At 36.1% G+C, this 15,327-nt stretch carries 13 protein-coding genes; 8 read left to right on the top strand and 5 right to left on the bottom strand.

From position 1 onward, the window contains the following. Positions 1-333: 333 nt before the first annotated feature. Positions 334-1,512, bottom strand: coding sequence for a ParM/StbA family protein (locus tag F6K22_RS02540; protein WP_293092912.1), 1,179 nt, complete (start codon positions 1,510-1,512; stop codon positions 334-336). 989 nt (positions 1,513-2,501) lie between these two features. After that, positions 2,502-2,624 carry a hypothetical protein gene (locus F6K22_RS02535; RefSeq protein ID WP_293092910.1) on the bottom strand — a complete coding sequence of 41 codons (123 nt, stop codon included), beginning with the start codon at positions 2,622-2,624 and terminating at the stop codon, positions 2,502-2,504. Between the two features lie 88 nt (positions 2,625-2,712). Here F6K22_RS02535 and F6K22_RS02530 point away from each other — a divergent pair, with 88 nt between their 5' ends. Beyond that, a complete protein-coding gene (locus F6K22_RS02530) occupies positions 2,713-3,477 on the top strand; it encodes a response regulator transcription factor (RefSeq protein ID WP_293092908.1) in 765 nt (254 codons plus the stop codon). Beyond that, entirely contained in the window at positions 3,470-4,297 is an 828-nt protein-coding gene (locus F6K22_RS02525) for a sensor histidine kinase (protein WP_293092906.1), read from the top strand. The genes F6K22_RS02530 and F6K22_RS02525 overlap by 8 nt, the downstream gene beginning before the upstream one ends. Positions 4,298-4,650: 353 nt before the next feature. Here the strand turns inward: F6K22_RS02525 and F6K22_RS02520 are convergent, their stop codons facing one another. From F6K22_RS02520 to F6K22_RS02510, 3 genes are all read right to left on the bottom strand, one after another. Beyond that, the gene (locus tag F6K22_RS02520; RefSeq protein WP_293092904.1) at positions 4,651-5,100 is read right to left on the bottom strand and encodes a hypothetical protein; all 450 of its coding nucleotides are present in this window, start codon (positions 5,098-5,100) and stop codon (positions 4,651-4,653) included. Then, positions 5,097-5,846, bottom strand: coding sequence for a relaxase/mobilization nuclease domain-containing protein (locus F6K22_RS02515; protein WP_363272698.1), 750 nt, complete (start codon positions 5,844-5,846; stop codon positions 5,097-5,099). Before F6K22_RS02515 ends, F6K22_RS02520 begins: the two co-directional genes overlap by 4 nt. A gap of 550 nt (positions 5,847-6,396) precedes the next feature. After that, positions 6,397-6,759: a plasmid mobilization protein gene (locus F6K22_RS02510; protein ID WP_293092900.1), complete on the bottom strand. Its 363-nt coding sequence runs from the start codon at positions 6,757-6,759 to the stop codon at positions 6,397-6,399. A gap of 1,153 nt (positions 6,760-7,912) precedes the next feature. Here F6K22_RS02510 and F6K22_RS02505 point away from each other — a divergent pair. From F6K22_RS02505 to F6K22_RS02480, 6 genes are all read left to right on the top strand, one after another. Continuing rightward, positions 7,913-8,557 carry a hypothetical protein gene (locus F6K22_RS02505; protein ID WP_293092898.1) on the top strand — a complete coding sequence of 215 codons (645 nt, stop codon included), beginning with the start codon at positions 7,913-7,915 and terminating at the stop codon, positions 8,555-8,557. A 131-nt stretch (positions 8,558-8,688) separates the two neighbouring features. Further along, the gene (locus tag F6K22_RS02500) at positions 8,689-8,997 is read left to right on the top strand and encodes a hypothetical protein (protein WP_293092896.1); all 309 of its coding nucleotides are present in this window, start codon (positions 8,689-8,691) and stop codon (positions 8,995-8,997) included. Continuing rightward, positions 8,990-11,800 carry a hypothetical protein gene (locus F6K22_RS02495; RefSeq protein ID WP_293092894.1) on the top strand — a complete coding sequence of 937 codons (2,811 nt, stop codon included), beginning with the start codon at positions 8,990-8,992 and terminating at the stop codon, positions 11,798-11,800. The genes F6K22_RS02500 and F6K22_RS02495 overlap by 8 nt, the downstream gene beginning before the upstream one ends. A gap of 1,093 nt (positions 11,801-12,893) precedes the next feature. Next, positions 12,894-13,856, top strand: coding sequence for a hypothetical protein (locus F6K22_RS02490; RefSeq protein WP_293092892.1), 963 nt, complete (start codon positions 12,894-12,896; stop codon positions 13,854-13,856). 4 nt (positions 13,857-13,860) lie between these two features. Further along, positions 13,861-14,940 carry a hypothetical protein gene (locus tag F6K22_RS02485; protein ID WP_293092890.1) on the top strand — a complete coding sequence of 360 codons (1,080 nt, stop codon included), beginning with the start codon at positions 13,861-13,863 and terminating at the stop codon, positions 14,938-14,940. A gap of 3 nt (positions 14,941-14,943) precedes the next feature. Continuing rightward, on the top strand, positions 14,944-15,327 hold a 384-nt coding region (locus F6K22_RS02480), incomplete at its 3' end, for a hypothetical protein (RefSeq protein WP_293092888.1).

The raw sequence follows: 15,327 nt of genomic DNA, 5'->3' as shown, positions 1-15,327 counted from the left end.
CATTCAGCTATTAGCTGTCAGCTCGAGCGCAATAAAAGCACACCTTTGTACCAAGCATGAAAAAAGAATGCTATAAATTTATCTTGTGATTAGAGATGCTTAAAAAGAGCTGCTATAATTCATTTAATACAGCTATATCTAGCATTATCATTTTTCCCTTTTTTTCAATATTTCCTCCTTTTATTACTTCTTTTTTTTCTTTAGCTGTTAACGTAGTTACGACCCAGGAGGCTAGCTGTTTCGCTTTCCTACGGAATGCTAACGCAAACGCGACATGAAAAGCGTTAGCTCCTCTGTAAGAGGCAAGCTGACGGCTGAATGCCTACATAAAAATCAACTTTTAAAAGTATCTATCATAAATTTGAAGTAACAATAGAGGTCGTATATCCGCTCTTTTAGCGAGTGTATATCTAAGCTCAAAGGAACTTTTATGGAGTCAAAAAAACATACATTTATATTAGGTGTACTCTTGAGATTACTTAAATCTCCCCTTAAATATTCAGCTGTACCTCCACAATATACTATTAGATCGGTATCTAATGGCAAATGCTCTAAGAGCCAAATTTTTAACACTTGAAGATATTCGTTTCTAGAATTAGTAATGCCTTGCTTGAGTCGAGAAAATTGGTAATCTTTATTATTGATAAAAGTGGTGTTAATTAGTCTGCATAAATAAGAGTCGTCTGACTCTGAATTATGTTGAAAATTTACAACTATTGGCACTAATTCTGATGAAGGATTGTTCTTACCAGTAAACTCCGCAAATCTTTGAATCATATAGTGCATTCCTAATTGAGAAGATATTTTTTTAACAATTTGCCCTCGCTTCAAACAGATCAAGCTAGCATTTCTGTAACCGATCATAACTACAGATATATTTCGCTCTTCAAACTGATATTTGGAATTTTTTTTAAGGTAGAGTATAATTCCACCACTTTCCGGTTTGCAGTCAAAATCTAAAATATTTACAGACATTTTCCCAGAGGGAGTATCGAAGCTTTTGCCAGCCTCTATTAATAAATTTTGTAACTCAAATCGATCGTTATATTCACCAGGAGGAATCAGTAATCCTAACTTGATATCAAAATGAGTAGGCAAATTTAATTTCTCTTTAATTACCCACAAAAGAGCCAAGGTTTTAAAAACTGCTAATTCATATTTAGCAGGTTGCAGTAAAGTAAAACCATGAAATTTTTCAGCTAAACTACCGATGACTTTATAGCTTGAGTTCTGAACGCTACACCATGCCCTATGTTCAGGTTCAGAAAGACTTAAGCCATTCTCTTTTTGCAATAATTCTATTGAGTCGCGATTAACCACTGCAACCTCAGAACCCATAAATAAAGGTAAAGTTATGGTGTGCTCTTTTTCGATATAGGAAGCAAAAGCCTTGGTACCTATACCACCAAAGTCGGCAGCGACTACGACTGGATTTAATTGTTGGGATTTTGGGTTTTGTACGCTGCCTGGATTTTTGACCTGAGATTCTTGGCTATCTTGATTTGTAGTCATTATTGCTAGCATACTTTTGTATAGTACAAGAGTATGCTAGCTAAAAATATAGACAAAAGATTGGGTTTCCATGACAGTATCGTGACAGTATCGTGACAGTTCGATGACAACCTAAGAGTGAAAATCTTTTTTTGGGTACAAGTCATATATCTTTCGTCTATAGCAATCATCCCCTGTATATTTGTGTATAAAAATCTAACCGCTTTTAGGCAACAGGCACTATTGCGGGAGTTTCAGTTTTTTTATCTACTTTTTGATTACCCGCAACATAAGCGCGGATTGCTATATTAGAAGTATTTATAACGAATATATTGAATTTATATAGGACGCGATTTAGTACAATGTCCCATCTTGCTCTTGACAATTGTATACAACAACCTTATGATCTCGAATTAATTCTAAAAAAAAAGTTAATCCCACACCAACTTAGAAATAAATATGTATAAATATTATAAGGATATTCGTCTGTAAATTTCTATAAAGTAATTAGCCTGATTATTTTATCGCAATTACAGGATCGAAAATAATACATTTGAAGAGCGAGTAGGTGGACAAAGACCAACCGTGTTAATTGGTGTAAACCAGCCAAATTTTGGTTCAGATTAACTAGAAAGTTGGCACACATCATGTTACAGGCTAATTAGGTTTTGGCCTTGCTGAAGCAAGGGATTAATTTTTTCAGGAAAGGTAAATTCCATCTTTAACTTTTTGTGTCTCTAAAACTATAATTCATCTCACACTGGTTGTCCTGCAGCCGTAATTGTGAGAATATATATTTTTTCCTACACTTTTCCCCTCTTCCCACACTCCCCACACTCCCTATTTCTCCCACACTCCCTACACCTCCCTCTCCTTCCAACACTTATAACACTCCCGACACTAATTCATCCCACACTCTATGCAACGCCAGGTTTTTGCTGGTTCTACTTAGGGCTTGCTGATTAAATCTAAAAGGATTGACAGATGAAGGTAAGTGCCTGTAATGGTCTTTAAAAAGTACAAGATTCTTGCTCCTGATTCCTGACTCCTACCCTTACCCATAATACTTTTGAGCGCAAACCATACTTAAGTAGTTGAGTTTTGTGTATATATTTGTCAGTAATAATTGGCAAAGTTAACCATAGATTTAACAGGAAAGTACGACCGAAAAATTGTGGGTATGCGCCTCCCCTAACTGATAACTGATAACTGATAACTGAAATGACAGTCCGTAGAGTTTTGATTATTGAAGATAATCCTCGTTTGTTGGCTATTTTAAAAAGCATATTGGAAACTAAAACTAATTGGAAAGTTGACACAGTTTCACAAGGTGAGGAGGCTATCTTATTAATAAACCGATGTAAGCCCGATCTAATTTTGCTGGATCGATCGTTGCCAGACATACATGGTGATACTATCTGCCAATACGTCCGCACCGTTTTAGAAAAAAAACATCTATACGATCCTTATATTTGTATGATTACAGGGGAAACTTCTACTTCAAGCAAGATTCAAGCCTACTACATGGGAATAGATGACTATATCTGTAAACCTATTGATTATGAGGAGTTACCAGTTCGGCTAAAATTAATGTCTACCAGAAGAGAGAATCATACAGATGCGTTGCCTCTCAAACAAAATGATTTAGTAGAGATAGAAACTAAATACTTGTGTATATATTTTACTGGTAAAGTAATTGTGAGATTGAGCGATCGTAGAACAAAAGAACTGTGTTTAACTGAAACAGAACTGCGATTACTAAAGTTTTTAGTTAAAAATCCTGGTCAGTATGTCAGCAAAGAAACGTTGATTTCACTGTGGGGTTCCAGTTGTGTTTCACCGGGAATAATTAACACGAATATATACAGGATTAGGAAAAAATTATCCGAAGCCAGCAATCTAATCAGAGGCAGTCGTCAACATGGTTACTGTTATAATGATAGTTTGATGACAGAAGAACAAGACTATGCAGAACAAATTGCGTGACTGGGTTGTAATAGGTATATTATTACTACCTTTGCTAACTTCTCTCCACCACGAAAAAAAAGCCTATGCAGAGCAAGAATCTTCTAAAGAATCCTTATATTACCCTATTCGCAATAATATGATATCCATGTTGCTTGGGTATAAGGTAGCAAAAATATTTTACGGAAAGTTCAAAAAAAATGAATACAAACAGAAATACCGAATTTTAAAGCACGAGTTACTTACACCTATATCAGTCATAAAAGGTATTTGTTTTTTATGTGAAAGTGAAAAAGTGAATCGGCAACCAATTGCCGATTCGATACAGCGAATTGAAGAAATGGTAGTTGATTTTGATATTGAGCGTCCGTACCATATAAAAAAAACACCAATCAATTACTCGTTTTCTCTGCTCGAATTGATAAATAAAGTAGTCGAGCAACTCAGTTATATTAATAGTAACTCAATAAGTATAAAAGTTAATGTTGATGAATCTGTACCTCTTCTAAGCTTAGATAAAGAGGCTTTGCATAAAATTCTAACTAATCTGTTAACCAACTCTTTAAAATATACAAGTATAGGTTTTGTCATAATATCAGTAACGCGAGCGCACGGTTGTATCAAAATAGTAGTTGAAGATACAGGCATAGGCATGAACAGCGAGGAAATCAAAAATATATTTGACTGCTGTTGGCGGTCTCAGAGGGTCGAGCATATAGCAGGAAATGGCTTGGGGATGACTATAGTACAGAAATTAGTTGATGATTTAAAAGGTAGTATTGAGGTACAATCACAAGTTAATAAGGGAACAACCGTGAGTATGTATTTGCCAGTTAATTAACAATTAACAATTAATAATTAATAATTCCTGAAGATAAACCATTTAGAAGATAGAGAAAAGCCTCTGCCTATGAGCGGCGCGTGAATTGTAAGCATTCAGCTATTAGCAGCCAGCTTGCCTCCTGGGTCGTAACTGCGAAATTCAGCAACAATACCCTGTATTTAAGGACAGGGTTTAAATGAATATAGACTTTGGACCTGACTTTTGTAGTAAGATTTTTCTACCTCAATTAAATATTGCTTTTATCACTCACTAAAAGCAATAGCTGATTGCTGTTAGCTGACGGCTGAATGCTTACTTTGAATTTAATAAACTCCTGTTTTTTTTGATGTCCACAGTCACAGAGTAAGAGTTTATTGTTTTGTCGGAAGCTTAAACAATGTGCGCCAATGAATTAATTCTTTTTCTAGTTTGCTATTTTCTATACCCAATTCTATAAGATGATTTTTATATGCAGATAATTCTTGACTGTAATGTATATTTTTATGCAGTTGAATTAACATATCCGACAAGATATCCAAGCATATTGACGCTAACTGACTAGATTTTAATCGCATTCCCCATAACTTTAAAGCTTCTTCTAAGGGGAGTAGTTGTAAATCATTGAATTTAAGTATTGTAGCTACATTGAACATAACTGTATCAATGCCTGTATATTTTGTTAGTATTTTGGATGTGTCATCTATAGATATATATTTATTTTCTTCTAAACAATCATCAAAACAGTAGGAAGTATCAGAATAAAATATCGTTACATCTATACTAGCAATATATATATTTAATAACTCTTTAGATTGCTTCATAATTCCATTTCTTTTGTATTAAGGCGATTTTTATTTGACTGGCATTTTTGGAAATAGCCCTGTATTTCCAAATCCAATTGTTGAAAAATTAACAACTCTTTCTGGCGACTATTGTTATGTTCAATCAACCATCTATCCTCAGCAAAACTAGCTGAGATTAGTGGCATGGCAGAGCTTGTATCATAGATATCAATATTACTATTATTGTTTAGTTGTAAGCGATATTTCCCTACTAGAAAATCATTCACCCCTAGATTTTGAAGTAGGGAACGATACTTGTTAAAGCGATCGTTATATTCTTTTTCTGGGGATGAGGTGTGTAGCCAATAATTGTTTTCCCAAGTATGCTCTAGACCAAATTCTTGTTCTACTTCTTTTAAAGCCGCTTGATTTTTGTAGTAGTTATGGTGTAAGTGAGTCCTTCGGGAATTGCGATCTATCAGACTAAAAACCAGGTGCAGATGAGGGCGACCTGTATCCTCATGTACAACGCAGACTCTGGGGTTTTTTTCAAGCCCTATTTTTTGAGTAAATGATTCGGATATATCTATCCACTGTCTATCAGAAATCCCTAATTCTAAGTCGCGGTCTGTTGGCGATATGGAAATATGGTAGCAATTTTTACTCGTTTTGTGACCTTTGCTTCGTAAAATCATTGTTTGAATGATTTCCTTAGTCTTATCCTTCATTTCTACAGATGTAACAGGGATATTAGTAGTGATAAGTCGGGCTCGTTGTTTTCCCATGACGTAGGACAAAGTAGCTCTAAATGACCCGGAACAACTACATTTTGTACGCATATCTACCCAACGAAAGCTATTTGATAATTAATAATGAATAATGAACAATTAATAATTGAAAAACGTATAAAAGAGCAAGATAGCGTCTTATAAATATTAATGCTCCGAATAGCGATAATTGTTAACTAGCCATCAGTTTGAGCGCTCTTCAATTCGAGGGTAACGGTTCCCCACAACAGGAGCGAAAAAGCGTGTGGTGCGATTTGCGTGGGGGTTATAAGACGCGGAGCAGCAACTCTAGAGTATCCCCCCATTATACACCTTGAATAAGCTGACTGCTGAAGGCCGCAGTTACGACCTAGTGCAGAATGGCGGAAATAACTGACCAGTTACAAAATCCTAAAAGTCTTACTAATCAATACTTCTGACTTCTGACTTCCGCGTAGCGGCACTAGGAGGCTGGCTGAGTGCTGAGTGCTACTTCAATTATTAATTGTTAATTATTCGGAAGGAGTAATTATTAATTATTAATTATTAATTGCCGACATGAACATTGTTAATTGCTAAACCCATTCTCCCCATATAGATAACAACCTAATTTATTTAACTTGTGAGCTAAATCTTGAAGCTCAGACAATAAGCTATTAGTCGCATCTGCTGAAAGTAATTCTTTGGCACTGGCCATAATTTTATAGGTCTCAATAGTTAACTCTTCGATCGCTTGTTTCACTTCTGGGGTGATTAGAGGTGAATTAGGCAATGGTTTGTTAAGAGCAGCGCGGATCAGGAATTCTGAAGCTGAGATTCTATAGTGTTTAGCCAGTTCAAAGATGCGCTTCTTGTCGTCTTTATAAAGACGGATTGACAAGATGTGATTTTTTTTCGGTTTCTGTGCGGTTGCGGTTGTTGAAATTACCATTTTTTCTATGTATATACTCCAAAAAATTACAAAACGGTGACCAAATAATTAATAATTAATAGTTAATAATTAATAATTAAGAGTTGATAGTCAATAATTATTCATTCAACAATTCAGCTTACTCTGCCTCCCCCCCTTTGTCATTAATAATTCATAATTCATAATGAATAATTAAAAAGCGCACATCTACTCAGAAACTCTCTGATTAATTATCAATGCGACCACGAGTGATAATTATTAATTATTAATTGTTCATTGTGTTTTTTGCTGAAAGATATACTCCAAGAAATTACAAAAAAGTGACAAACGTACTCCACAAAATTACAAAAAGGTGACAGCTTATGTCTAATTGATATTGCCAACTGAAATGTATGACAAATTCATATCTTGGTGTGGTGAAATTTCTAACCAATGGTTAGAAATCTGTTCATAATCCTTTCATATTCCTTTTTTTTAACCATTGGTTAAAGCACAAAAAAACACTACATTTTGTCGCATAAATCCTACAAGTTTATACGACTGAAATACTACAAAAACTCTACATAAGTTACGACGAAAATAATACAGATGTCATACATATTACAATATTTGTCTCACATAAAACTACATTGTCTGCATAGTATTTCAGAAATTAACAATTAATAATGACCCCCTCTGAATAATTAATAATTTTCATGTCTGCCACAACAGAAACAATTAATAATTAACAATTATCGCTCTTCGGAGCATTAATATTTATAAGACGTTATCTTCCTCTTTTATACGTTTTTCAATTATTAATTGTTCATTATTAAGGGGAGGCTTTTGACCAAGGTGTTGAATTAATAATTATTAACTCTTAATTATTAATTATTAATTATTTGGTCTCAATATGAAGTTAGTTTGATAGGAACAAAATCTACTTACTCAAAAATGTAGTGGAAACGTTTGAAAAAATCAACTCCTACACAATTATCACTAAACACAGGAAAAAATATTGAGATGTACTTTTATATCTATATAAAAATAAGAAGAACAGATTTTTACTCTTAGGCTGTCATCGAACTGTCAGGATACTGTCACGATACTGTCACGGAACTCCGATCTTTTAATAAAAAAAATCGTTAATGTAATCTCAAAGGCACAATAAACCACTCATAAAAACGAGAAGAAAATGAATACAACAACTGTTAATGCAGTTGCGATTTCCAGAAGACGGAAGCGCGACAAATCTCCTATGGGAATTTTTTTTACAGTATTAAAATGTGTAGGAGTCGTTAGTGTAATTGGTACTGCAATATCGATGTCTTCCCCCGGATTAGCATTATCAATGTTGGCCTATATTGGCGTAAAATCTACCATTTCGTTATTTACGCGAAAAGCTTTCAAAGCATTACATCGCAAGCTAAAAAAAATATACCCTGAAGTAGGTTCCGCGTTGATCGGGCTTGAGCCGGAGTTGGATAAGCTTCGTAAGATACCTTTACTACCTTTCTTTATGGGTGCTGGCGTTTCCACCTCAATCATGGCCCCTGCAAATGCTCAGTTCTTCTCAGCAGCAGAGACTTTTTTCGGTGACACATTTGGCGAGTCTATCCCAGAAGAAATTATCTCTGTTATTTTTGGTGTTTTGCGGGCTCTAATTTTGCTGTATTTGGCGATCGCTTTAATTCAAATTATCAACGCAGCTCGGCAAGATCAAGACTGGCAGCAAGTAGCAAGAACACCTTTAATCGTAGCGGTGACAGTAGGTATAGGTGAGGTTTTATCTGGAATGATTATTGGTGACGGTGGTGGTGGTGGTGGTGGTGAACCTTAATTCATCAATTATTCTACACAACCATAGTATACAAATTAGTAGGATTTTACTTAAGTTTTGCCTACGTTAATCAATATTAGGTGTAGGTGGTAAAAAAAATCCTACTAACACCTGAATACATCTACTAAAAAATGGCATCAGAAAATAATGTAGAAAAATATATCTATGTGTCCCCGATACTGGACAGCAAACCTTCGTTGGGGCCTATTCCTAGCGAACAAATATTACCTTGGGGCTTTATTTCTGTAGTGAGTTTAGTCTTAACTCAAGGAGTATTAGGTTTGGGCTTGATGCCTACAGGTTTAGTTACAATCTGGGGTTGCGGTAGTTGGTGGGCGTTGACAGGTAGCGAAACTTGGAAATTTTTAGGCAAATTTTATCCTACTCCTAAATGGGTTTCCGGAAATTTTAATTATAAGTCGATTTTAGAAGATGACTAAGACAAAAACTCAACCAAAAACTAAAGTTAAGGTCAATTTTATTGAAGAAAACAAAACTACTTCTCAAGTATTTAAAGCCTTTGAAAGTGAGTTTCACTTGGTAGGATTTGTTGAGTTTGAATTGAAAGGTAGAAAAGTAGGCGCTGCTCTCTTAAACAAAGGAAAATCAGACTATAAATTAGTCTTTGGATTTAAAACAGTAGGCATCCATCCTACCTTGAGAACTGACCAACTTATGCCGACAAAGCTAGCTCTAGAATCAGGGCTAAAGGAGATTCCGCAAAAAGAAAGAATAACTTTCCACCTCAAAAGTTTTGCCGAAGATTCAGACAGGTTTACAGAATTAACCTCTTTAATGAACAAAGCACCTCTAATACAGCTAAAACTATTATTAGCGGGAGAGAAAAAACGCGGACAAGAATTGAAAAAAATTGGTTTAAGACAACCTAAATCTCTGTATATTTTTACTACATATACTGTGGATAGTGTCGCCGAAGAAACTGGGGATAGTAAAAGTTTAATTGACGAACTAGTAATTTGGCTCTCCAATCAAACAGATAACTTTTGGGCAGGATTACAGGGAAAAAAGGGGGAAGGAGCGGAATTTAACAAAAAGAAAAGACATAAGTTTTTTCTCACAGCTTTTAATGAGGGATATTTGAGGTGGGAGCAATTATTAGATATAAAGATGGGACTAACTATTGAACCTTTATCCTCCTCAGAATATTGGGATTATATCTGGCATCAATTTAACAACCAAAAAACCCCATCAGTACCTCAAATTATAAAAATAACTAAGGAAGACATAGAGGAAGAAATCAATATTAATAAACATCCTATTTCTAAACTTATTGAAGGAGAAAAAGGGCTACCTAATTGCCCCGACGGTCATCCTAGTTATATAAAAATGCGTCGAGGAGGCAACGAAAGTTACATAGGAGTTGCAGTTTTAACTAGCAAACCTGTTGGCTTTGATGGTGTAGCTAATCAGTTAAGATTTTTGTGGGATATATTGTGCAAACCTCAAGTAAAAGATATAGAAATAATTACCCAATTTAGTGCTGCTAATCCTACAGTAGTAAAAAGTAATATGCAGCGTGTGACTAAACAAAATAATTTGGCAGTTTCAATGGCAGCAAACCACCAAAATATAGATGTAGGCGCTAATTTGAATACTCGAAAATCAGTCCAAACCCAAGAAAAGATATATGAAGGGGCCATACCATTAAATGTCGCAGTAACTATGCTAGTACATCGCCCTAGTTTGCCCCAATTGAATGATGCTATGTCAACGCTTTCGGATTGCTTCCAACTACCAGCTAAATTAATCAGAGAGGTAGATTATGCTTGGAAAATCTGGCTGCAAACTTTCTCTATCTGTTGGGAAAATATACTGTCTTCCCCATTCAATCGGCGATCGCTACTACTTACGGATGAATCGCTAGGTTTCACTCCAATAACTATGACTAAACCAGGCTCAAAAACAGGCTTTGAGTTAATTGCTGATGAAGGTGGTGCCCCTGTAAAAATAGATTTTATTAAATCTCACCGAAACATTGCGGTGTTTGGTACCACCCGTTCGGGTAAGTCAGTAATAGTATCGGGAATGTTGACTCAAGCTTTAGCTGCTAATATTCCAGTGGTAGCCTTGGATTACCCTAAGCCCGATGGCACATCTACTTTTACGGACTACACGAAATTTTTAGGGCAAGCTTATTTTGATATCCTCAAAGAAAGTAACAATCTCTTTGAAATCCCCGACTTGCGGGGTGTAGAACCGGAGGAACAACAAGAGAGGTTTCAGGATTACCGAGCATTTCTTGAGTCCGCTTTAGTAACAATGGTATTGCCAGAATCGGAAGGGAAAGTTGTTTTGGAGCAAACAGTCCGTTCTCTTGTCGGTAAGGCCCTCACAGAATTTTTTGAGAATGACTCGATAGTCGATCGCTATAACAAAGCATTGGAGGGAGGGTTTGGTAGTCCTGCTTGGAAGGAAACTCCTACCCTCACAGACTATATAAAATTTTGTGAAAATGTGGATTTAGAAGCTTTGGGCGGTGGCGGGACTTTACAAGAAGCTCAGGCACAAATATTGCTGCAGTTGAAGTATTGGCAAGGTTCTAGGGTAGGCCAGGCGATTGGAAATCCTTCTAGTTTCCCTACTGACGTATCTCTATTGGTATTTGCTTTACGCAATCTTAGCAATCAAAGTGAAGCTGCAATATTGGCTTTAAGTGCATATTCAGCAGCACTGCGACGGGCACTTTCTTCTCCTGCATCGATATTCTTTGTAGATGAAAGCCCGATTTTATTCAAATTTAAGGAAATTGCAACGCTCATTGCTAGGTTGTGCGCGAATGGTGCAAAAGCAGGTATTCGAGTTTTTCTTTCTGGGCAAGATCCTAACACAATTGTTGAGTCTCATGTGGGTAGTCAAATTATGCAGAATATGAATACTCGGTTGATTGGCCGAATTCAGGTAAATGCGATTGAATCCTTTACCCGTCTTTTATACTATGAGCGCAATATTATTGCCAAGAATGCCAGTGAAAGCTTCTTTCCTAAGAGATCGGAATTATATTCTAATTGGCTCCTGGACATCGATGGTACTTATACTTATTGCAGATATTATCCAGGGGCTTTGCAGATAGCTGCCGTTGCGAACAATCCCGACGAACAGGAAGCTAGGGATAGAGTTTTATCGAGATATCCTCCTGAAAAAAAATTAGAAGCTTTGGTAGATTTTGCCAATCAATATACGGCTGCTATTAAGAATGGAGTTTCCCTAGAGAATGTAGGTTAACAATTAATAATTAATAATTAATAATTAATAATTATTAATTGCCCCTAATTTTAATCAGGGGATTGACACTCAATAAAAGTTAGGGATAGAGTTTTATCGAGATATCCTCCTGAAAAAAAAATTAGAAACTTTGGTAGATTTTGCTAATCAATATACGGCTGCTATTAAGAATGAAGTTTCCCTAGAGAATGTACGTTAGCAATTAATAATTAATAATTAATTGTTGACAGTTAAAAATCAATAATTACCCCTTATGAATAATTAATAATTTTCATGTCTGCGACAGCATAAACAATTAATAATTAACAATTATCGCTCTTTAGATAATTAACATTTAGTAAGCATTCATATCATGTCCGGTAGCATCGGAGCGTGTATAGAATTAAATCACAATTGCAAGAAAACCTTCTGCCTCCAGCATAAGTGCCCTCTGCCTTTCTTCTACCAAAGTATAAGTATTTAAGCGGACATGATATCAGCTATCAGCAACAAGACTCTCTTATATAGGATAGTGTTGAAATTAACAACTGACCCTCTTATTTAGGATTTTGGATTGCCGATTTTGGATTAAAAGAACACAAGCCCCTGGCTTTCAAGCAGGGGATAATCTAAAATCATAAATCAAAAATCTGCAAGCCCCTTCTTTTAAGGAGGAGAAAATCTAAAATCCACAATTTAAAATCCAAAATCGAAGTGACTTTAAGAGTAAGGAAGGCAACTTTTGTAGGAAGACAATTAATAAAGATTTTCTATTAAACGCGCAAGCATTAGCTGATAACTGACGGCTGTTAGCTCCGCATTCCCGAAGAGATGCTTACCTCTTAATTAATAATTAAAAATTAAATTAAGAGGTGATATTTAATAATTATTGATTCAATAATTAAGGTTTACCCCCCCCTTTTAAGGTGATAAAATAAAACAAATTGTTTTAGTCAATACTCTTATTTTAAGAAGAGCCAATTATTAATTGGTAATTGTGAATTGCTGAAAATATTTATAAGACGCTATCTTGCTCTTTTCTACGTTTTTCAATTATTAATTATTAATTGTTAATTATTAATTATTCTGTGAGAAAAAGGAACTCAGAAAAATTATGAACAAACTATATTTAAAAATTACTAAATTAGGTATCTGTATCTGCACGGCATCTTATTTGTGTGTCTGCTATATACCCGGATCAACTAATGCTGCTGTAGCTTCTTTGTTACCAGGTATTCCGGACTTGGAACTGCCAGAACTTCCCGATATTCCGTCCTTGGAAGATATTATCCCTAATATTCCTGACTTAGATGATTTTCTACCCGATATAGGAGATATTGGCGACCTCATCCCTGATGGGGGTAGTTTTGAAGATTTAATTTCTTTTCCCAATCCTCTAGAAGATTTACAGGAGATGATTCAAGAGCAAATAGCAGAAATCGGCAATATTCTAGAAGGTTCCTTGCCTGATATTGGCGGTGATATTGGTGGCATCTTAGAAGAAACTCAAGGAGAATTAGGTATCCCCGACCTAAATAAAGCTAAAAAAACCATTGAAGATAAAATTACAGAAGCAGAAGGGGATGAAGACGCAAAATTAGCAATGCAGCAAAACGATAGCTTCAATACTAATGCAGTCGCCTTGGAGCAGTCCATCGAGCACGAAGTAAATCGGACAATTGGAAGGGCTGTAGCAGCAGCAGCGATTGGAGAAGAGAGCCAAGAACAAACTAAAAACAACTTGATTCAACTAGCTACCTCCTTAGAATTAATCAAGTCTCTGAATGAACAAGTAGGGGCAATTAATGAGCAAGCACAGACCCTAGATGTTACCCAAGACGTAATGAAAAACCAAATTTTCGTCACCAAAAATCAGACGAATATCCTCGCCGAGATGGCGAAATTGCACTATTTTACTTATATGGAATTGAATAATTTGCGCCAAGTATTAGCAGCCGATTTACAAATTAGTGCCGATTTGTCTGAAGCTTTAGATGAAAAAAATAGGGGAGAACGGGCTAAAACTTTATCTAATGCCAGCAGCAATTTATTCCAAGCAACCCAATTACAGTTTTAAATTCATGTATGAAATCAATCACATTTTGGTGGGCTTTACCGCCACCAATATCTTAGAGAAAGGATTAGAAACATCACAAACTATCGCAGAATCGTGGGATCTACAGTGGACTCAAATTTTTCAATCTAATGTATATTTAGCTATCAATAACGTAGCTGCTGCTTTTGCAGCATTTTCCATTACGGTATATATGGTCAAATTTGCTAAAGAGATGATTGTGGAGGGGGAGTTCTCCAAGCCTATAGAATCTCTAATCTGGCCGATATTGGTAGGGGCTTTATTAGCCAACAATGGTAACTTACTGGTGATGCAAACTCACGCAATGCGTTCGGTGATTCACACACTGTCAGATGAAATATTGGAAGTTACAGTAGGGGAGGTAAAATTACTTGATGCTATAAAGGCTGCATCAATATTTGGTCCGGCAAAATCAGAGTTTAGTGCCCAACTCCAGCAATGTTACGGAATGGTAGGAGAAAATCAAATTAAATGCTTCGAGAGTGCGTCTACCCATGTAGAGGAAACTATGGGTTGGTTTAAAGATGCTTATTCTGTGATTCCCAACCCGTTAAAAGATGTCTTTAACGCTATTAAGGCTGTGTCGGCGGGAGCAGAATTAGCAGGAGGGGAGGAGGGTATAAACAAAGGGTTGATGTTTGGTGGTGGTTTTTTAGGCAGCATAGTGGGTTCGAGCGTAGAAAGTATGCTACAGCCAATTCTCCTGGCTTTCCAATGGGCTTTTTCTAATTGCCTGGAAATTGCGTTGTTGTTGGTAGGTTTAATCGGCCCTTTTCCTGTAGCTTTATCCCTACTGCCTTTTGGAGGAAAGCCTTATTTTGGGTGGATATTGGGTTTCTTTTCGGTGGGGATGGCCAAGATTTGCTACAACATCATCTGTGGTGTTTGTGCGGTAGTAGTAGTAAATTCAGAAAGCTGGAATACTATGGGATTCTTGATGGTTATAGGTGTATTTGCACCTGCATTGTCTATGGCTTTAGCTGCGGGTTCGGGTAGGTCAATGTTCAATATTCTAATCACATCTCCCCCTGGTGTTTTGCGTTTATTAGTAGCAAAGTTGAAATAAAAAATGCTGAACAACAATCATCTAGATATTAAATCAACTAAAGAAAGCAAATTTGACCGCAGTAATCTACAGCCGATTTTTATACTATATTCTACGGCTGTATCTACTGTAGCTTTATTGGTAACTTTGTTGATTTTTGGTAATATTCTGAGGCTGACTAAAATATCCCAAAATCAGCTAGCTTTGGTGCAGTTAGAGGGCGGTAAAAGTATCGTCGCTTACAAGACAGACCCCTACGACCGTACTCCTGCATCTATCAAACATTATGTTAAAGAGGTTTTTGGATTATTATTCACATGGAATCAAAACTTAGCAACGGGGGATACTAGAAAAGGGGTGAAACTCAGTGATGGTAGTCAGGTAACTGTAAGTAGTTGGGAGGGTTCA

The organism is Okeania sp. SIO2F4 (assembly GCF_010672385.1).
GTDB lineage: Bacteria > Cyanobacteriota > Cyanobacteriia > Cyanobacteriales > Microcoleaceae > Trichodesmium.
Note: the sequence above shows the minus strand (reverse complement) of the source record. Positions and strands in the feature narration are given on the sequence as shown.

Bases quoted from the DNA above. Each gene is read 5' to 3' on its own strand.
- F6K22_RS02540 (WP_293092912.1), bottom strand. From the start codon at position 1,512: ATGACTACAAATCAAGATAGCCAAGAATCTCAGGTCAAAAATCCAGGC.
- F6K22_RS02530 (WP_293092908.1), top strand. From the start codon at position 2,713: ATGACAGTCCGTAGAGTTTTGATTATTGAAGATAATCCTCGTTTGTTG.
- F6K22_RS02520 (WP_293092904.1), bottom strand. From the start codon at position 5,100: ATGAAGCAATCTAAAGAGTTATTAAATATATATATTGCTAGTATAGAT.
- F6K22_RS02515 (WP_363272698.1), bottom strand. From the start codon at position 5,846: ATGGGAAAACAACGAGCCCGACTTATCACTACTAATATCCCTGTTACA.
- F6K22_RS02510 (WP_293092900.1), bottom strand. From the start codon at position 6,759: ATGGTAATTTCAACAACCGCAACCGCACAGAAACCGAAAAAAAATCAC.
- F6K22_RS02505 (WP_293092898.1), top strand. From the start codon at position 7,913: ATGAATACAACAACTGTTAATGCAGTTGCGATTTCCAGAAGACGGAAG.
- F6K22_RS02500 (WP_293092896.1), top strand. From the start codon at position 8,689: ATGGCATCAGAAAATAATGTAGAAAAATATATCTATGTGTCCCCGATA.
- F6K22_RS02495 (WP_293092894.1), top strand. From the start codon at position 8,990: ATGACTAAGACAAAAACTCAACCAAAAACTAAAGTTAAGGTCAATTTT.
- F6K22_RS02490 (WP_293092892.1), top strand. From the start codon at position 12,894: ATGAACAAACTATATTTAAAAATTACTAAATTAGGTATCTGTATCTGC.
- F6K22_RS02485 (WP_293092890.1), top strand. From the start codon at position 13,861: ATGTATGAAATCAATCACATTTTGGTGGGCTTTACCGCCACCAATATC.